Annotated in this window: 16 protein-coding genes and 1 pseudogene; 10 read left to right on the top strand and 7 right to left on the bottom strand. The window is 47.1% G+C overall.

Annotation, left to right across the window (positions count from 1 at the left end):
* Positions 1-201: 201 nt before the first annotated feature.
* The 3 genes from KO518_RS11025 to KO518_RS11015 are packed head-to-tail and all read left to right on the top strand — an operon-like array spanning position 202 to position 2,440.
* A complete protein-coding gene (locus KO518_RS11025) occupies positions 202-786 on the top strand; it encodes an Hpt domain-containing protein (protein ID WP_216025889.1) in 585 nt (194 codons plus the stop codon).
* Between the two features lie 24 nt (positions 787-810).
* Positions 811-1,539, top strand: a complete 729-nt coding sequence (locus KO518_RS11020; protein WP_216025888.1) for a TIGR01621 family pseudouridine synthase — start codon at positions 811-813, stop codon at positions 1,537-1,539.
* Positions 1,532-2,440 (top strand): ketopantoate reductase family protein, encoded by a 909-nt coding sequence (locus KO518_RS11015; protein ID WP_216025887.1) that lies wholly within the window; start codon positions 1,532-1,534, stop codon positions 2,438-2,440. Before KO518_RS11020 ends, KO518_RS11015 begins: the two co-directional genes overlap by 8 nt.
* 18 nt (positions 2,441-2,458) lie before the next feature.
* On the opposite strand, the gene lysS is transcribed toward KO518_RS11015, so the two are convergent.
* The 5 genes from lysS to KO518_RS10990 form a co-directional block, all read right to left on the bottom strand.
* Positions 2,459-4,009: a lysine--tRNA ligase gene (lysS, locus tag KO518_RS11010; RefSeq protein WP_216025886.1), complete on the bottom strand. Its 1,551-nt coding sequence runs from the start codon at positions 4,007-4,009 to the stop codon at positions 2,459-2,461.
* 22 nt (positions 4,010-4,031) lie between these two features.
* Positions 4,032-5,130 (bottom strand): peptide chain release factor 2 gene (prfB, locus tag KO518_RS11005; RefSeq protein ID WP_216025885.1). Its coding sequence is split into 2 segments (ribosomal slippage): positions 4,032-5,054 and positions 5,056-5,130, totalling 1,098 coding nucleotides; the frame shifts between segments, so codons are not numbered across the junction.
* A 344-nt stretch (positions 5,131-5,474) separates the two neighbouring features.
* On the bottom strand, positions 5,475-7,205 hold the full coding sequence (argS, locus tag KO518_RS11000; protein ID WP_216025884.1) for an arginine--tRNA ligase: 1,731 nt from the start codon (positions 7,203-7,205) through the stop codon (positions 5,475-5,477).
* Positions 7,206-7,217: 12 nt separating this feature from the next.
* On the bottom strand, positions 7,218-8,807 hold the full coding sequence (gene prfC / locus KO518_RS10995) for a peptide chain release factor 3 (protein ID WP_216025883.1): 1,590 nt from the start codon (positions 8,805-8,807) through the stop codon (positions 7,218-7,220).
* Between the two features lie 256 nt (positions 8,808-9,063).
* The gene (locus KO518_RS10990) at positions 9,064-9,711 is read right to left on the bottom strand and encodes a LexA family transcriptional regulator (protein WP_216025882.1); all 648 of its coding nucleotides are present in this window, start codon (positions 9,709-9,711) and stop codon (positions 9,064-9,066) included.
* Positions 9,712-9,781: 70 nt separating this feature from the next.
* On the opposite strand from KO518_RS10990, the gene KO518_RS10985 reads away from it, so the two are divergent.
* The 7 genes and pseudogenes from KO518_RS10985 (at position 9,782) to eexS (ending at position 13,456) form a co-directional block, all read left to right on the top strand.
* Positions 9,782-10,033, top strand: coding sequence for a helix-turn-helix domain-containing protein (locus KO518_RS10985; protein WP_000451746.1), 252 nt, complete (start codon positions 9,782-9,784; stop codon positions 10,031-10,033).
* Positions 10,034-10,088: 55 nt separating this feature from the next.
* A pseudogene (locus KO518_RS10980) lies at positions 10,089-10,957 on the top strand (hypothetical protein).
* Positions 10,944-11,606, top strand: a complete 663-nt coding sequence (locus KO518_RS10975; RefSeq protein ID WP_371742300.1) for a DUF6475 domain-containing protein — start codon at positions 10,944-10,946, stop codon at positions 11,604-11,606. The pseudogene KO518_RS10980 and the gene KO518_RS10975 overlap by 14 nt, the downstream one beginning before the upstream one ends.
* A complete protein-coding gene (locus KO518_RS10970; protein ID WP_216025881.1) occupies positions 11,593-12,141 on the top strand; it encodes a lytic transglycosylase domain-containing protein in 549 nt (182 codons plus the stop codon). Before KO518_RS10975 ends, KO518_RS10970 begins: the two co-directional genes overlap by 14 nt.
* The gene (locus KO518_RS10965; RefSeq protein WP_000210563.1) at positions 12,138-12,437 is read left to right on the top strand and encodes a flagellar transcriptional regulator FlhD; all 300 of its coding nucleotides are present in this window, start codon (positions 12,138-12,140) and stop codon (positions 12,435-12,437) included. The genes KO518_RS10970 and KO518_RS10965 overlap by 4 nt, the downstream gene beginning before the upstream one ends.
* Positions 12,434-12,967: a FlhC family transcriptional regulator gene (locus KO518_RS10960; RefSeq protein WP_000566753.1), complete on the top strand. Its 534-nt coding sequence runs from the start codon at positions 12,434-12,436 to the stop codon at positions 12,965-12,967. Before KO518_RS10965 ends, KO518_RS10960 begins: the two co-directional genes overlap by 4 nt.
* Positions 12,968-13,024: 57 nt before the next feature.
* Positions 13,025-13,456: an entry exclusion protein EexS gene (eexS, locus tag KO518_RS10955; RefSeq protein WP_216025880.1), complete on the top strand. Its 432-nt coding sequence runs from the start codon at positions 13,025-13,027 to the stop codon at positions 13,454-13,456.
* A 32-nt stretch (positions 13,457-13,488) separates the two neighbouring features.
* Here eexS and KO518_RS10950 read toward each other — a convergent pair whose 3' ends face one another.
* Positions 13,489-17,058: a conjugal transfer protein TraG N-terminal domain-containing protein gene (locus KO518_RS10950; RefSeq protein WP_216025879.1), complete on the bottom strand. Its 3,570-nt coding sequence runs from the start codon at positions 17,056-17,058 to the stop codon at positions 13,489-13,491.
* Between the two features lie 3 nt (positions 17,059-17,061).
* The gene (locus KO518_RS10945) at positions 17,062-18,450 is read right to left on the bottom strand and encodes a conjugal transfer protein TraH (RefSeq protein WP_216025878.1); all 1,389 of its coding nucleotides are present in this window, start codon (positions 18,448-18,450) and stop codon (positions 17,062-17,064) included.
* Between the last annotated feature and the right edge of the window lies 1 nt (position 18,451).

Raw genomic sequence — 18,451 nt, 5'->3', positions numbered from 1 at the left:
GAACTGCAGGTACATCATTTATCAATTTCTACAACCAATTCAAAGAAGGAAGAAATGAAAAGCGCTGTTAATACCTGTGATAAACATTGTTATTCTCAGCCTACCAGAAAAACGAGATAAAAACCTCTCTCTGGCAACCGGCTTTGTATCAATTTATTACATTATGAAATACACTGACAACAAATACGTTTAGGAGTGATTATGGATTCTTCTGACACGCTAATTGATCTCAAGTTCGGTTTGTCACAACTCAGCGGTAACAGCGAACTTTTTCTGCGTTTGTTACAAAAATTTTCCGACGAATACGTCACCGCTGAAGACAAGCTCAGCCTATTTTTCAATCAGCACAACTGGGATTCGGCGCGTACTTATTTGCACACAATAAAGGGCGTCGCAGGTAATCTTGGTATTACTAAACTGCACCATGCAAGCCGACAAGCGGAAAACGAACTCAAGAGTGCATCCGAACCACCGGCTTCATTTCACCTTTTTTGCGATACGCTCCGAGCTACATTAACGTATATTCAGACTTTACAAGCCAGTCCTGTTTTGTTAAATGGCGACATACCCGCCGAGCAAGCAGACGAGTCGGAATTGCAAAGGAGCAGTGAAACCACTGCTCCAGACGATTTTATCCGCGCTCTGGCACAAAATGAGTTTATCGCCCAAGAACAGCTCGACGCCTGGCTTGCCGTATCAACGCCAGATAGCGGGAAGCAACAACAAATTCGCGATGCTATTGATGATCTCGATTACGACAATGCGCTGGCGTTGTTAAAAAACTAGTTAGGTTTGCGACGCGACTCAAAGATGAACAGTTCGAATACATTGCCTGATGTGGTGTTCGACCACCCCGATTTTGTGGTAATAAACAAACCCGTAGGCGTCCCTATGCACGACAGTGAAAACGGCATTGTTGTGCGGGCAAAACACGGCTTGGGCTTACCTTCGCTGTATTTGTGTCACCGCTTAGATACCGTCACGTCCGGTTGCTTGTTGCTGGCAAAACATGCCGAGGCTGCAGCTGAACTCAGTGGTCTGTTTGCAACCCGACAAATACAAAAATTTTATCTGGCTTTTCTTGCTAACAAGCCAGCTAAAAAACAGGGCACGATTTCCGGCGATATGAAAAATCGCCGACGGGGACAACACATCCTGCTTAAAAGTAAAAACAACCCAGCCGTGACCCAATTTTTTTCACATTACATTGAATCTGTAGGACGAATTGCCGTTGTCAAACCGCTAACGGGAAAAACCCACCAAATAAGAGTAGCCATGAAGAGTATTGGCGCCCCCATACACGGCGATACACTCTATGGTGCTTCACCGGCCGACCGCGTGAGTTTACATGCTCATAGTCTATTCTTTGAGTATAAAAAAGAGACCGTTTCTGTTGCAGCCCCTCCCACAGAAGGTTCGCTATTTACCGCAAAGCCATGCCAAAACTGGCTTTCAGCGCAATCGCAAATGACGCGTTTACCCTGGCCTGAATATAAATTCCCCCGGGTCAAGGCCCCCGAAGACGCCAGCCATGGATAGCGCAAAAATTGCGATTATTGGTGACGGAGCCATCGGTTCTCTGGTTGCGTCCGGTGCGCAAAAAACACATATTCCCTTCCGTTTTCTCCTCCGCGGTGACCGCGAAAGCGTGTTACAAGTCACAGGCACTGAACGCCAAACCATACGCCTCACACCAACACATTTTGACCGGCTCAACGATAATGACCTGCTCGTTATTCCGGTAAAACACTATCAACTGGCTGACGCTATTCGTCAATGGCACCCTATTCTATCGAACAGCACTGCGGTGGTACTCCTCCAAAACGGTATGGGGGGAGAAGCAATCTTATCTGAATATCTCAAGAGCCAGCCAGTGTACGTCGCCACAACCAGCCATGGGGCTTTAAAAACGTCCCCTCTACAGGTCCGGCACACTGGTTTGGGAAGCACCTTGTTGGGACGTAGCCAGGAATCGACGAGTGCTGCCTATTCCAGCGCCAAAGACCGCCAAGTAACCGAGTTACTCTGTCAGTGTTTCCCCCCTGTCGCATGGCGTTCCGACATCCGGTTTGCACTGTGGCAAAAGCTCTCAGTTAATCTGGTTATAAACCCCCTCACCGCGCTGTACAATGTACCCAACGGCGCACTCAGCGAGCCTCGTTTTTCAGACTCGATTACCCGAATTTGTGATGAAACTTCACGGGTCATGAATGCCTTGGGATATTCCACTACCCAAGAAGCACTCGAACAAAATGTACGTCATGTGATCTCTGCAACAGCCCACAACTTCTCCAGTATGCATCAGGACATTGCGCACAAGCGCAAAACGGAGATAGACGGTATTACGGGCTATCTCATCAAACAGGCAAAAAAAAGCGGTGTTGATGTTCCCATCAATACCGCTTTGTATCAGCAAGTTACTGCACTTTACGAACCGTAAAATACAGCGGTTGTGTATTTATTCCTGACTGTCTGAAGTCAAGGGTTTCATATGTGGGAACAATATCACATCCTTGATGGTAGAACTGTCGGTGAACAACATAGCCAAACGATCTATACCAATCCCCTGCCCCGCAGTAGGCGGTAAACCAAACTCCAATGCGCGAATATAATCTTCATCGAAGTGCATGGCTTCATCATCACCGGCATCTTTCTCTGCCACTTGTTTGCGGAAACGTTCAGCCTGATCTTCCGGATCGTTTAATTCGCTAAAGCCATTGGCAAGCTCGCGGCCACCCACAAAAAACTCGAAACGATCAGTAATAAATGGGTTGTCATCGTTCCTACGCGCCAAGGGCGATACTTCCCAGGGATATTCAGTAATAAACGTAGGTTGAATGAGTTTTTCCTCTGCAGTGGCTTCAAATATCTCACATAGATATTTACCCGCCCCCCAGATCCCGTCCACTTCAGGCTCTTTGATATGCAGCGCTTTAGCCATGACTTTTAGCTCGTCCAAGTGTGCTTCGGGGTCACGGATAGCCGCTTCATTCGCCTCAGGCCAGTATTTCAGAATGGCTTCACCCATACTCAAGCGGTCAAAAGGCTTGCCAAAGTCATAGTGAGTTTCTTTGGTTACATTGCCTTCACTGTCCCGCTCAGTATTTACCAACTCAGAAGAACCTAAAATGTCCTGCGCCAGAGTGCGCAGCATGTCCTCGGTCAAGTTCATAAGATCGTTGTAATCAGCGTAGGCCTGATAAAATTCCAACATGGTGAACTCTGGGTTGTGACGCGTCGACAAACCTTCGTTACGGAAATTCCGGTTAATTTCAAATACCCGTTCGAAACCGCCAACAACCAAACGTTTGAGATACAATTCTGGTGCGATACGCAGATACATGTCGATATCCAGCGCATTGTGGTGTGTGACAAAAGGTTTGGCCGAGGCACCGCCAGGAATGACCTGCAACATGGGCGTTTCCACTTCGATAAAGTCACGCTGGGTCAGAAACTGACGAATTCCGTTAATAATAGCGCTGCGAATTTTGAAGTTCTTACGGGTTTGTTCGCTGGTGATCAAATCCACATATCGCTGACGATACTTTGTTTCCTGATCACTTAAACCGTGGAATTTCTCGGGCAAGGGGCGCAGCGATTTGGTCAGCAACTGCCAGTTTTCCATATTGACGTACAAATCGCCTTTACCGGATTTATGCAACGCCCCCGCTACACCAATAATATCGCCTATATCCAAGCTACCAAATTTCGCTTTGATTTCCTTCTGCACGTCTTTGCTGGCATAGGCCTGAATTCGCCCCGACATATCCTGAAGCAATAGAAATGGCCCACGCTTAGCCATTATGCGGCCGGCAATAGAAACCTGGTTGTTTTCGCTTTCCAGGGTTTCTTTGTCTTTTTCCCCGAATTGCTTTTGTAATTCTTCAGCGTAGTTTTCGCGGCGGAAGTCGTTCGGAAAGCCATTTGCACGGCAATTTTCCCGAATCGCGCTCAATTTAGCCCGGCGCTCGGCAATTAGTTTATTTTCGTCGAGTTGTTGATCGCTCATAACCTGTTCACTTTTGGGTTTTTTACAAACCAGACTTCAAACTGGCCTGAATAAATTTATCTAAATCACCGTCGAGAACGGCTTGCGTATTACGGGTTTCTACGCCCGTGCGCAAATCTTTAATGCGGGAATCATCCAGTACGTAAGAGCGTATCTGACTGCCCCAACCAATGTCTGATTTGCTGTCTTCCATCGCTTGTTTTTCGGCATTTTGTTTTTGCAGTTCAAACTCATAGAGCTTGGCTTTTAACTGCTTCATTGCCTGATCTTTGTTCTTGTGCTGCGACCGATCATTCTGACATTGCACCACGATACCGGTGGGTTCGTGGGTAATACGTACGGCAGAATCGGTTCTGTTAACATGCTGACCACCTGCGCCTGAAGCCCGATAGGTATCAATGCGCAGGTCGGAAGGATCGATATCAATCTCGATATCATCATCAATTTCGGGGTACACGAATGCTGATGAAAATGACGTGTGTCGTCGGTTACCAGAATCGAAAGGCGATTTTCGCACTAAACGGTGAACACCGGTTTCAGTGCGTAGCCAACCAAACGCATATTCACCTTGAAAGCGAATGGTAGCACTTTTTATGCCCGCCACATCACCGTCTGACAGTTCGATAATTTCCGTTTTAAAACCGTGGGCTTCACCCCACCGCAAGTACATGCGCAGTAACATATTGGCCCAGTCTTGTGCTTCTGTGCCGCCTGAACCAGCCTGTAAATCGATATAGCAATCACTGGCGTCATTGGGACCAGAGAACATACGCCGGAATTCGAGCACTTCCAGATCATCAATGAGTGAGGCCAGTTCGGCTTGTGCTTCTTCGAAGGTTTCTTCATCTTCCGCTTCCACGGCAAGTTCAAGTAAACCCTCTACATCTTCCGCACCTTGTTCAAGTTTGTGAATGGTTTCTACCACCTGCTCCAAGGCAACCTTTTCTTTCCCTAATGCCTGAGCCCGTTCAGGTTCATTCCATACATCAGGGCTTTCCAACTCGCGATTAACTTCTTCTAATCGCTCTGACCTCGTATCGAAGTCAAAGATACCCCCTAAGTGCTTCGGTGCGCACACGGATATCTTCAATGGCATTTTTCACCGGGTTTATTTCAAACATTCTCTCGTCACAGCTAATTGAAAAATAAGACCGCGGATAGTACCGAATTTGATGCAATTTTGATAGCACCTGCAGTGATTTTTGTTCGTTTAACGCCGTGTATCCACAATTGCCAGCGCCACCCTCAATTTAAGCTTGCTAGGTTCATCTTCACCCACACTCAAAAACTGTGACAGACATTTGCTCCCATCACGCGTGACAAACAAAAAAACTAAGTATACAACTGCAGGCCCAATCGTTGTCGCCCCCCTGCTTATACACTTACTTCGCGGAAAGCTTGTCCAATAAAAAAGGCTGACAGTGACGTCAACCTTTCTTCGCTCAATAGTCTTGCAGCCGAGCCCTTACATTTTTTCCAACGTCTCAATACCCAGTAGCGACAAACCGTGCTCCAGGGTTTTGGCAACCAATGCAGATAGCTCAAGACGACTGTTGCGCACCCGCTCATCAATACCATCTTTTAAGATGGGGCAGGCTTCGTAGAATCGCATGAAGGCACTGGCCACATCATACAGATACGTACATAGAACATGGGGGGTTGCTTCGCGGGAAACCACGGCAATCACCTCTTCAAACTGCAGCAACAGAACCGCCAAGGCATGTTCCTGAGTTTCCGTCAGCACCATAGCGCCGGGCAGATCAGTCATGGCAATACCTGATTTGCGAAATATGCTCTTAACCCGGGTGTAAGCATACTGCAGGTAAGGCGCAGTGTTGCCTTCAAAACTCAGCATCGTATCCCAGTTGAATACATAGTCTGTGGTACGGTTTTTACTTAAATCTGCATACTTAACCGCGCCAATGCCAACTTTACGAGCAACTTCTTCGAGCTCACCTTGTGATAAGTCGCTAGCACGTTCCGCGATCAACTTACCTGCGCGCTCTACCGCTTCATCCAGTAATTCCACTAGCTTCACTGTGCCGCCGGTACGGGTTTTAAACGGCTTACCGTCACTGCCCAGCATCATTCCAAAAGGGCAATGCTCATAGGTTTGGGTTTCTTTCATAAAACCGGCTTTGCGGCCAACGATCTCTGTTTGCTTAAAATGCAGTGCCTGACGTGCGTCGGTTAAAATGAGAGTACGATCAGCGTTCAGTTTGCCACTGCGATAACGCATAGCAGCCAGATCCGTGGTGGAGTAAAGGTAACCACCTCCGGATTTTTGTACGATGTACACCGCCGGGTTTCCCTCTTTGTCTGCCAACTCAGAAATGAACACCACCTGGGCACCCTGATCTTCAACTGCAATCCCTTTGTCCTTTAATTCGCGTACCACATTGGCCAAATCGTCGTTATATGCCGATTCGCCCATGATATCTTCACGGGTCAGCGTAACATTTAACTTTTCATACACTTCTTCGCTGTGTTGAATTGAAATGTCTATAAACTGTTTCCACAAGGTTAAACAGTGCGCGTCTCCACCCTGTAACTTCACTACATATTCACGGGCGCGATCTGCAAAACCTTCTTCTTCGTCGAAACGCACCTTGGCTTCGCGATAAAAGTTCTCCAGATCTGACAACGCGGTTTCCGCTACTTCGCTTTCTAGCTTATCGGACAGGTGCGCCAGCAACATACCAAACTGGGTGCCCCAGTCACCCATGTGATTTTGACGAATGACTTTGTGGCCTAAAAATTCCAGCACTTTCACCACGGCATCACCGATAATGGTAGTCCGCAAATGGCCTACGTGCATTTCTTTAGCAAGGTTAGGTGATGAGTAGTCAACTACCACGGTTTTCGGTACGTCTTTCGCCACGCCAATACGGGGGTCGTGCAGGGCCAGCTCGCATTGATTTGCCAACCAATCGTCACTGAGGTGGATATTAATAAAACCGGGGCCTGCCACCTCAAGTTTACCGGCCACATCGCCCAGATTCACCAACTCAAGAATTTTCTCCGCGATATCCCGAGGCTTTTGGCGCAATTGTTTCGCCAACGCCATGGCACCGTTAAACTGATACTCGCCGAACTCGGGACGTGCACTTCGCGCCACAGGTACAGGCGCGTTTTCGACCCCCAGTTTATCTAAAGCTTCGGTAAAGCGGCTAACTAATAAAGCATGTATATTCATTGATCGTCTTTCTTAATGTTCGCGAGTTTCTTTAAATTCTATATCGGGATAGCGCTCTTTCGCCAATTGCAAATTAACCATGGTAGGGGCAATGTAGGCCAAATTATCGCCGCCATCTAATGAAAGATTTTGCTCGGCTTTTCGTCGGAACTCATCCAGTTTTTTGGCATCTTTACTGTATACCCAGCGCGCGGTGCTTACACTTATGTGTTCGTAAATCGCATCAACATTATATTCGGCCTTTAGCCTGGCAACCACTACGTCAAACTGCAGTACACCGACAGCGCCAACGATGAGATCATTGTTTATCAAAGGGCGAAATACCTGAACAGCACCTTCTTCTGACAACTGAATCAGGCCTTTCAAAAGCTGTTTTTGCTTTAATGGATCTTTTAAGCGGATGCGCTTGAATAATTCTGGCGCAAAGTTCGGAATACCAGTAAAACGGAAGTTATTGCCAGAAGTAAAAGTATCACCAATCCGAATGGTACCATGGTTATGTAAACCGATTATATCTCCTGCATAAGCTTCCTCAAGTAATGACCGATCTCCAGCCAGGAACGTCAGCGCGTCAGATATACGAATGTCTTTGTTGATACGACTGTGGCGCATCTTCATGCCTTTTTCGTACTTACCGGAAACAATGCGGCAAAACGCAATACGGTCACGGTGTTTAGGGTCCATGTTGGCTTGAATCTTAAACACAAAGCCACTAAATTCAGCAGCATCGGCTTTCACTTCGCCGTCTTCAGTTTGCCGCCCTTGTGGCGCGGGCGCCCATTTTACAAGGCCATCCAGCATGTGGTCTACACCGAAATTCCCCAACGCCGTACCAAAAAATACCGGGGTTAATTCTCCCTCTAAAAACAACTCTTCGTCAAACTCGTTTGACGCACCCTGAACCAGTTCCAATTCTTCTTGCAGTTGTAATAACAAGCCGCTACCAATGGCAGCTTCAAGTTCCGGGTTATCCAGGCCTTTAATGGTCCTCACGTCCTGGATCATATGTCCCAGGCCAGACTTATAAAGAATGACTTCGTCGCGGTGTAAGTGATAGACACCTTTAAACTCCTTGCCACACCCAATGGGCCAGGTAATCGGTGCACAAAGGATATCAAGCTCAGTTTCCACTTCGTCAAGCAATTCCAGCGGGTCGCGGATATCGCGGTCAAGCTTATTCATAAAGGTGATGATGGGTGTGTCGCGCAACCGCGTAACTTCCATCAGTTTGCGGGTTCTGTCTTCTACACCCTTCGCGGCGTCGATAACCATCAAACAGGAATCAACTGCCGTCAATGTTCTATATGTATCCTCAGAAAAGTCTTCGTGTCCCGGGGTATCCAGCAGATTAACAAGGTTATCGGCATAGGGAAACTGCATCACGGAAGTCGTTACGGAAATCCCCCGCTCCTTTTCCATTTCCATCCAGTCAGATTTCGCGTGTTGACCGGACTTTTTGCCTTTTACTGTACCGGCTTTTTGTAATGCTTGTCCGAAGAGCAAGACCTTTTCCGTAATAGTGGTTTTACCCGCATCCGGGTGCGAGATGATAGCAAAGGTCCTTCGCTTATTGATTTCATTGAGAAAATCTTGGTTTGCCATGTATAAATTCTTTTAGTTTGTACACGGATTTGTACACACTTTTGGAAGTACTCTCTTTTCAGTTCTTCGCTTGTCAAATCCGTCGTGTTAATCGTAATTGGTCGCTATTTTCGCTGATCTTGACTTTATAAACAATCAATGGTTATCTAATCGGTTACCATTTACTCTCAGCGTGCGCCAATGCTCAGTTGTAGCTGTTTGCAATCGTTGCTTCTTCAGCTCATGAACAACTGTGGCTAAACCACAAATTCCTTCGCTACCAAAAATCGATGATAGCTTGTTTAACAACGCCAATAATTGAGCAGTTGCCGTTGATCGGTATTGCTGGATATTGTGGATTGAGAGGCTTCAAATATTTTTGCTCACCATCCAAGACTAATTGTTTAAAGGTTGCTTCTCTTGAATCATCAAGCCGCGCTACAACCAATGAACCAGATGAGTAAGGAGCATCAGGATCTACAACTATAACAGCACCTTCTGGTATTGATTTTTTGCCGCTTGGATTTTCCATACTGTCGCCTTTTACGCGAAGCGCGAAACAACCTTCATGTGCTTTCCCAGTGACTTCACGCCACTCCTCTGCATCTTCAAAGGCAAATCCCTCCGCTATTTCAGTCCAATCCCCAGCCTGAACCCAATTAATAAGAGGAATTCTCCCTTTAATGTCAGGCCCTGCTTCTACATTACCGACCCCTAATCCAATTTCGCCATCACCTGTGGCGAGCCAATGAGCATTCACGCGAAGCGCCTCCGCGATCTGCATGGTGTAACGAGACCTAGCCGATTTACCAGAGCAAATCTGGCTGATCGACTGCTGTTTGATACCAATGCGACGAGCCAACTCAGACTGAGTCACCCCAGTAAGCTGCAAGGCATGGTTTAGTCGTTCGGATAAAGTTTTCATAAGCCCGTATTCTACAAATAAAACTGTAACATTCAATCTTGTAACAGTTATTATTGTAACAGGAGACGGTATGGAAGTGTTCAACACGACACAAAAACATCTCCGCCGTGCCATTGATTTGGTCGGCGGGCAATCAGCATTAGCACGAGCCATCAACTCAAAACAGCAAAACGTCTGGTTTTGGTTGAATAAATCAGGGCGTGTTCCCGCTGAATTCGTTTTACCCATCGAACAAGCTACGCAAGGACAGGTAACCCGATCTCAGTTAAGACCGGACATCTACCCCGAATGCCCAAGCGAGCTGAAAGCCAGTAACCAGTAGGATTAAGGGCAAGAAATGGTCAGCATTTTACGTAAACACAAAAGCGAGTTCCTCCATGCGTGATTATGGCAAGGTCTATACCCGCTTTGGCTAAAGCAAAACGTTTTGTCCTGGAGTGACTCAGCGAAGTTGCTAGGGCTGTATTTGCTTACATGCCCACATTGTAATTTGCTTGGCTGCTTTCGATTGCCGGTTGGTTACGTTGCTTCTGACTTGAACTGGGATGAGCAACAGGTTGCCAAGGCTCTAAATGAGTTAGAACAAGATCAGTTCCTCATTCGTTGCGAGAAATCCGGTTGGACTTTGATTCGGAGCTTTCTGAAGCACAACCCAATCGAAAACCCGAACCAAGGTAAGGCAGCCTTTCGGTTGCTTAAAGATGTACCTGCCGACTTCGTTGGTATGGCATCGCTTTTGAAATCTCTTGCCGCTTTTCAAGCTCGGCTTCCAGAAGAATTTTCATCATTGTTTATGCCTGATGGCAACCCGGTAAGGGACTCTCAACGGTCGGATGACTCTGAGAGAAGCAATAAGCTAACAGTTAAAACTGTTAACCAGATACAGTTCGAAGACTTCTGGGATGTACAAATACGCAAAGAAAAAAAAGCGAAAGCCAAGGAAGAATGGCTGCGCATGGGCCTCAATGAAGACCATGAACTCGCCTTGGAAGTCCTAACACGCTGGAAAGAGCAACGAGACAACCGATTGCAGTATCAAGATCGGACTAAGACCCCAATGCCACATAACTGGCTTTTAAACCGGCAATGGGAAGACGAGTACGTTCGCATTGATGAAATACAGCAATCATCGACGAGCCTAAAGGTCAGCAATCACCAATTGAATATTGAAGAAAGCAATCGCCGCATTGCTGAAAGCTGGGCCGGACCAGGTATTCGGGAGGTTCGTTCAAGTGCAGGAGGTTGATAAACGCGAGTTTGCTGAAGTTTGGGGAGCAGCTTGGGCCATGTATGGCAAAAGCGTATCACCACAATTGCTATCCATCGCATTTGAAGCCCTTCGTGCTTATAGCATTGAAGAAGTGCGAATCGGTCTGACTCGGCATATTCAATCACCGGATACAGGGCAATTTTTTCCAAAGCCCGCTGACGTCATCAAGCATATTGATGGCAACTCTGGCTCAAGAGCCATGGTTGCTTGGAACAAAGTCGACAAGGCTATTCGTCAGGTTGGCGCTTGGACATCCGTGATGTTTGACGATGCGCTTATTCACCGCGTTATTTCAGACATGGGGGGGTGGGTTGAACTCTGCAAGGTTGACGACAGGGAATACCCCTTTAAGCAAAAAGAGTTTTTAGCACGCTACCAGGCTTACTTGCTGCGGGACGAAGTGGGTGAATACCCAAGGCTATTACAGGGTATTGCAGACCATCAGAACCAGCAAAAAGGATTTGATATGCAAGCGCCTGTTGCCGTGGGCGACTGGTCAAACGCGGCACAAGTTTATACGAGAGGCATCGCTGACTTTAGCGCAGTGCCTTTAAAAAGAATAAGCCCGAAAGCCATTCAGACGCTTCTCGGAAATCAATTAGAGGACAACAATGAAAACGATTAAAGCAAAAACCATTGCCCTGGTGATAGCCATGTCCGCAATCACTTCAGTCTATGCGTTTCCGGGCTATCAGTGGGAAAAAGCAGCACAAAGCGTTGGTATTGATCCAGTCATGCTCTACGCCGTTGCCTTAGCTGAGTCGGCCTCACATCGTGGTCTTAACATGACCAGTCCATGGCCATACGCAATTCGCAATGGTTCAAATGCAACCTACGCGAAATCTAAGACAGAAGCTGAGCAACTGTTAAACCAGGCACTTCAAGAGAGTGAAAAATACCAGCTCGATATTGGGCTAATGCAAATCAATTTGCATTGGCATGGGCATCGGGTGAGCTCAGCGACGGAACTGCTAGACCCCATCACCAACCTTACCGTCGGCTCAAGTATTTTGGCCGAAGCAATCAAGTCTTCACCAAACGATTTAGAGCTTGGCATAGGCCGCTATCACAGTTGGAACGAAGAGCGTGCACGCTGGTATGGGCAAAGAGTACTTTCTATCTATCGCAATATTTTACATGAACTGGAGGTCCGTCAATGACAACCAATCAACAAGACTTCTATCAATTAAATTTGGCGTACCTACACGCAGCACGAGAATTAGCGCGAATTGATCCGCAAGAGGCGGTCTTGCGCTTTGGCCTTACACGCGATGTGGTTGATGCTCTGATTAATGCTGGTGTTGACGACCTGCAACGAGTGGCGACCTCATCATTCATGCTGTTTCAACCAAGGGGTAACCAAAGCCAACTGATTGAGATGGTGAAGAGCAAAGGCACAGGTATCCCAAGAATCGCTTATTTATTATCAACCCTAAACAACAAGGGGGATGCATGATTGATAACCTGTCCAAAAGTGAGCTGTTTACCCGAGCCTCGCTACTTATTAAATACGGATTTCGAACAACCATTATCGCGCTCGATACTGGTTTGCCAATCCACATTATCAGAAGGCTTCACAAAGAAGTGACTGGCAAGTCACCTTGCCCTGGTCAATTGCCAGAATCTGATGCCATTGTTAAAAGCAGAAGAGCCTTAGTTGAAGGCTCCCTGCTGATGGCGCTTTATGTCAATATTGGTGGTGATAATGTCTACAAGCAATTAAATATTGATGCTTTGATGAAAGCTTACGATGCGTACTTGGTTGCAAGGGAAGAAGCAGATCTTCCAGCTGAAATCCCCTGGAAAAAACTAACCATCAATGAAGGTTGGGTTCTAGCTCGTGATTTAAGATCACAGCTTGCATCCTTACACCGGTGTCGATGCGGCAGTCTGTATTTGACGGTATCACAACAGCGCATTCAGCTTAAATGCCCTGTGTGTGAGATTATGGCCGAGCAAACCACTAGAGCACTTTTTGAGAACTAACATGCTGATGCATGATTTGATTGTGCACCGCCCGTGCACTTTGAGAGTACTAAGAAGATGACAAACTTACTTAAATCTTTACCAGCACGCTGCTGGTTTATATCACTGGGGCTTTTTCTGGCGACTTTGGCTGCGGCTCATTTTTTTCCATCAGAAATATTAACGACATCTGCCAAGTTAGCGGCTTTGCTATTTCTGTTCTGCACCGTCTTTTTTTTCAGCTACTTGGGATTCAAAGCGACCTGTAATCCCATCGGACTTATAGCCATAATCACTATGCTTGTAGCAATCGCATATTGGCAAGCGAGTTGGACAATTGTTGGTTTGGGACTCTTTTTCTTAGCTATTTGTACTGGAATTAGATTCTTGAGTAGCCAAGTTAAAGATTCGGGTAGAACTTTGAGCATTGAAGAAAAATGGTATTGGTATAAGCTCCATTCGTTTTTTGATGGCTTTTATCCAAGGTATCCCAAAAAGCCAAAAAAATAGCCAGCCAACCACAAGCTGGCTACCTTCTATTTTCAGTTCCTCCCTGATGCCTGGTTATAAGCCCTAATATCGATCAAGTTGTTCTGAGCATAATCTCCCGCAAGCGATGCATTTGAGATCACCGCTATCTGCTTATCCACAAATGCTTTATCTTCTTCGGACACACTGTCAGGAATGTAAGCGCCACTCTCATCCTTTTGACGATACTCATTTAGCATTTGCTCCCTTAGACCTAGCATTTCAGGCGACCAACTCGATGAGTCTTCAGAGTTGAATACGCGCCCCGCCAAACCTTCATTGAAAGCTTGAGCGAACACTTGACTTTGAATCGGGGTCAATCCCATTCTCTGCCCTTCGCTGTATGCTTCCTGTTTAAAATCATCGGCGTACTGTTCTAAGAACTCACCGTATCGATTGTTAACTGCCGCACCGAATGCCCCAGCCAACATGGCTTCAGACTTAGTGCCCCAGTTAACTTCGGAGGCATACTGCGAACTCGATCCACTGTATGCATCATTAAACGCCGTCAAAGGATTTTCCAAAGAGGTTCCGGCATCAACGGCTGCTTTTAACCCATCCCATGTTGATTTGCTGGCCACCGTTGCATTGTGCAAGAAACCTCGTGAGCCAGGTTCTTCAAGCGCTTGCTCCTTGTAACTCTCATAGTCTTCGCCAAAATGATTCAAGGTATGCAGTGCAGCATCAGTATGCTTGCCACTGAAATCACCAATAGCACTGGCGCTGTTGAAGAACATTTCAGCTCCAGAGACTCCGCTATCATCAGCCATAATGCGAGATCGCCACTGAGAGCCAGCTTCACTGTTTAATCCAGATTGATAGGTACTTGTGTCAGAAACTACGGCCTGTTGAGCTTGTTGCTGATGCGCATTCAGCTGTCCATCTACACCAGACAAATTGGTTTGGTAAGCCGATTGAGCTGCGTTGAACTGAGTTTGAACTGTTGCTGCATCCTCGTAGCCGCCCAATACACCCGATTCAACTTGGCTTTGAATACCACCAAAAGTAGGTGCAGTTGATGACATGCCTTCATTAGAGCGCGGCTGAATTGATCGTAAATCGGCTCCGGTAGCCATGGCCATAACAGTCATTGCTGCTTGATAATCATTGTCGCGTTCAGCGGGCGTTGAAGAGTTGCTATAGGTCAAAGACTCCATAGCTGCGGCCACATACGCCTGATTATCATCAGGTAGCAAGCGCTGATACATTGGAAGGTTTTCACGTAATCGGTTACCGGCTTCAACATGCTGGTTCATATAGCGACCTAAAAAATCCATGACTTCAGGATTATCCGCCGCTAATCGGGTTAACGTCGCACCATCAGTATTTCTTTGTCCTGATAGACTGTAGCTGGCCTGATCAAGCTCACTAAAGCGGTTTGATGCCGTGATAACGTCTTGTGCTGAACTCTGAAGTGACTGATAGTCTTGATTAGACAACGACATCTCAACGCCAGAACGTCTTGAATCTGAAAGGTCCTTAACCATTGCATCGCGATACTCAGCACGTCGTGAATCACTTGATGCCAAGCTTTGCATCTCCCCAGTGAGCGTATTTGCGGTCGTTGACCGAGAACTGCCTTCTGACGACTCAACTTGGCCACTAAAGTTACCACCTAAATCCAAGCCTGCTCGTAACCGTGATATTTTTGGCACTCTTGATGATTCAGGCTTATCCACTCCTGGTAGGTTGCCTTGTGGGGAGTCATTCCCCCCTGTACCAAGTAATCTTCCCAAGAACCCTTTATCTGCTACTTCTTTATCACCGGTATTTGTAATGGTTCCATCGCCACCAACCCTTAGTCCGCCAGATAACACGCCCGATACCAAGCCACGTACAGCGTCTTTTTTATCGTCTCCGAAACCATATCGTGTTTGCAGGTCATCAGTGACCTGATTAACAACGGCGCTAGATGCGGAATTAGAAGAACCGATCTGACGTCCAACCGAAGAAAGGTTGTCGTAACTTAGCTTTTCACCAAAAGTTCGACTCATGGTATTGCCAACCTGACGGCTAAAGGCTTGAGTTGCCTGAGTCATGGATTCTTTTGCAGAGCCGACCATTGAACCCACTGCGTTTCCGACAGAGTAACTGCTTAGTAAGTTTGACGCACCGGTCATTGCAGAACCAGTGAGGGCTGAATTTTGGAACATTGACTGTGATTGCATCACCGGTGCATTTTTCGCGACATCTGGACTTGCCATCTTTTCATCAATGGCATCACCGTTTTGAAGACGTCCAGCCAAGTGGGTAGCGGTTATTGCTGAGCCATACACGAGCATGAGCGAAATCGCCGGAACACTCGACGCCAACATGCCACCAGTAGCTATCCAGGTTTGCAGCACTGAATCCATCTGCATCATCCCGGCAAAAGATGGCACTTCTGTACCTGCAAAGGCATCAAGAGCCGACATTTTCCCTGCAACGGTTAAATGAATATACAGGTTAATGATGGCCATGACAGGCATCCAAAGTTGAATCCAAAGCAGGATTAACAAGTACTTCCCGGCCATTCGCATCCCGATTTGGCCAAGGGCTATCACAAAGGCCATCAAAGGGGTGATGGCGTAAATGAACCCCTCAAAAAACGTCATCATCGGACGAACGATACTTTGGAACAGGGTCTGCTCCGCCGCCCATTGCGTATTGCGCTGCTCAATCGCTTGATTAACCATAACGGCTGCGGTGAAAGCTTGATCATCCATATATTTGCCCGTCACGCTTTGCTCATAAATAGGCAAAAGCACCGACGCGGTCATGTACTCTTGGGTGTTTACTGAAGCCAAACCAAGGTTATTCAGTGCATTTCGGATCACGTCATCAGTGTCCGTTGCTGACGAAGTCCCCAATGAGGCTGACAGAACCTGTTTAAGCCTTGGAATGAAGGTTGATTCTGTCATGAGTTTCAGTTGGCTATAGGCATCGGTGCAGTCCAGATCGCTACTGCTACCACTGAGCATGATTCGAGTGCCATAAATGCGCGAATCAAACCTAATCGCAGTCATCGGGTTAGGATCACTCAGCACCTGATCGAGGTTCTTTTGGCCAATGTCGATACCAATCAAGGTGCACTCTTTGATGTAGTTAAACCACGATTGCTCGATGTCCGAGCCGCCGACACGATTTGCATCACCCAACCCAGAGCGATCCATCACCTGTTTTCTCACTTTAATCAGTGACTGTAAACTGGATGCAAAGCCGTATTCCGTCATCGCGGGAGTTGAGAAGGCGGCTTCAAACAATCGCGTGATTTGAAAGCCAACAGTCGAAATCGTACTGCCTGCGGCAGCAACACCGATGGGCACATTATCAACCACTCGAACTTGTCCCGTGTACGCATCCTCAATGCTCACTCGGGTACTGGGTCCAAACATGGTTGCAAAGACTAGCCATGAGACTAAAACGTGTTGAAAGTTAATCCCACGACCGCCTTGCATTAAGGCCTGGACAGAGACCATCAATACCCCAATGAGCAAGCCAATCCGAACCATTGAAGTAAAGTCGCCTGTACCAGTGATCATCGCGACAGCGTTCAGGACCTGCTCTAAAAAAGCCGAATCCCCGATGGAATAGATTTCCCACATGACCTATTTCCCCAGCGCCGTAGATTTAACGGTGTAATAACGCTGTTTGCGAATGGTCTGAATCACCTGATTAAAATGCGCCAGCAACTCTTGCTCTGAGCCGTATCTTCGCTGTAACGCGGCGTATTCCTCATTGATTTGGCGACGTGCACGTTCAAGGTCTTCCGTTAACAACTTCGCATAGGCATGATCTTCTACACCAGAGGTGCTTCTAGCTGCATTGAGCATGTCTTCAACCAATGCTCGGGCCATCTCAACAGCAATAAATGGCGCCGCTCGTGAAGCAAACGACCTAGCAGCCCCTTCATTTAATGCAGAAAGTGTTCGAATCATGCCGCCAATGCTCGCAGGAGCCGATGTCATAAAAGCCTTTTCGGTGGTGCTAGCAGCTCCTGTATTTCGAGCAAACTTAAAAATAATGCCGTTACTGGAACCTGTACCAAGAAGTAAATTTTCTACTTGGGTTGATAACCCCGTCAGGGCCACGTTAGTGATTGTCGGATTCAGACAGCCGTCTTGTGTCACTGTGTCACATCGGTACATAGCGACGTTACCGCCGTGAATTAGATGCTCAATAGTCACTTTATTGCCATTCAGTCTGGTCAGTTTCGGGGCTTTACCTTGGCCATCAGCGGCATTCGCTAAATCACCAACGATGATCGAACCAGTCACCGACATAACCGCTTCAAGAAAACGGTCATCCCCCGATGCAAACCAGCTTGATGCCGAGTGACGTTTCAGTGCTCGCCAGACCAAGTTACCTTTAATCGTTTTGTTCACATCCGATGCTGCGACACTTGAAGCATTCTCATAAGGGTTCTTACCGTTGGACTCACTCCAACTGGTAAAAATGTCACCAGCCCCTTTAAGAGAGCTCAACATGCTGGCCTCTGTTTGCCCCTTCTTACCAAAGGCGGCCAAGGTATCGTTCACGACTCCCTGAGCCATTTGACAGGAATTGCCGAAATACTCGTTCAACTGCTGGATTTTCTTTTGCAGAGTCTCCATGTGCTGGGAGCATTTCTCGCACATAGCACTGAGCGCCAATTGGAATGCATATCCCTTGGCGTTTGCAGCAACAGAGCGAAGTAATTGAACAAACTGATCCGCGTTAACAAATGACAAACTTCCCGCGAACATATCAATGCCGCCACAACCGGCTTGGAATGACGGAGGCACCATAGAGACGAGGTTCTCGTTCATGATTCTGTTACGGACAACAACACTTCCGCCAGATATAACCCCACGCCGCTGACTTTCAAATACGCCAGGCGCAGTGGTGTTGGTCATTGAACCAAACAACTGGTTCATCTCCTGTTGCAAGCTTGCTTGGCTCATAGACGAAAAACCAATCGCACAGGCGATTAGCGATACTCGTAATACTTTTTTCATC

This window comes from Aestuariibacter sp. A3R04, from assembly GCF_018860805.1.
Lineage (GTDB): Bacteria > Pseudomonadota > Gammaproteobacteria > Enterobacterales > Alteromonadaceae > Alteromonas.
Note: the sequence above shows the minus strand (reverse complement) of the source record. Positions and strands in the feature narration are given on the sequence as shown.

What these genes read in the sequence shown, in the direction of transcription:
- KO518_RS11025 (WP_216025889.1), top strand. Translation starts at nt 202, where the DNA reads ATGGATTCTTCTGACACGCTAATTGATCTCAAGTTCGGTTTGTCACAA.
- KO518_RS11020 (WP_216025888.1), top strand. Translation starts at nt 811, where the DNA reads ATGAACAGTTCGAATACATTGCCTGATGTGGTGTTCGACCACCCCGAT.
- KO518_RS11015 (WP_216025887.1), top strand. Translation starts at nt 1,532, where the DNA reads ATGGATAGCGCAAAAATTGCGATTATTGGTGACGGAGCCATCGGTTCT.
- lysS (WP_216025886.1), bottom strand. Translation starts at nt 4,009, where the DNA reads ATGAGCGATCAACAACTCGACGAAAATAAACTAATTGCCGAGCGCCGG.
- argS (WP_216025884.1), bottom strand. Translation starts at nt 7,205, where the DNA reads ATGAATATACATGCTTTATTAGTTAGCCGCTTTACCGAAGCTTTAGAT.
- prfC (WP_216025883.1), bottom strand. Translation starts at nt 8,807, where the DNA reads ATGGCAAACCAAGATTTTCTCAATGAAATCAATAAGCGAAGGACCTTT.
- KO518_RS10990 (WP_216025882.1), bottom strand. Translation starts at nt 9,711, where the DNA reads ATGAAAACTTTATCCGAACGACTAAACCATGCCTTGCAGCTTACTGGG.
- KO518_RS10985 (WP_000451746.1), top strand. Translation starts at nt 9,782, where the DNA reads ATGGAAGTGTTCAACACGACACAAAAACATCTCCGCCGTGCCATTGAT.
- KO518_RS10970 (WP_216025881.1), top strand. Translation starts at nt 11,593, where the DNA reads ATGAAAACGATTAAAGCAAAAACCATTGCCCTGGTGATAGCCATGTCC.
- KO518_RS10965 (WP_000210563.1), top strand. Translation starts at nt 12,138, where the DNA reads ATGACAACCAATCAACAAGACTTCTATCAATTAAATTTGGCGTACCTA.
- KO518_RS10960 (WP_000566753.1), top strand. Translation starts at nt 12,434, where the DNA reads ATGATTGATAACCTGTCCAAAAGTGAGCTGTTTACCCGAGCCTCGCTA.
- eexS (WP_216025880.1), top strand. Translation starts at nt 13,025, where the DNA reads ATGACAAACTTACTTAAATCTTTACCAGCACGCTGCTGGTTTATATCA.
- KO518_RS10950 (WP_216025879.1), bottom strand. Translation starts at nt 17,058, where the DNA reads ATGTGGGAAATCTATTCCATCGGGGATTCGGCTTTTTTAGAGCAGGTC.
- KO518_RS10945 (WP_216025878.1), bottom strand. Translation starts at nt 18,450, where the DNA reads ATGAAAAAAGTATTACGAGTATCGCTAATCGCCTGTGCGATTGGTTTT.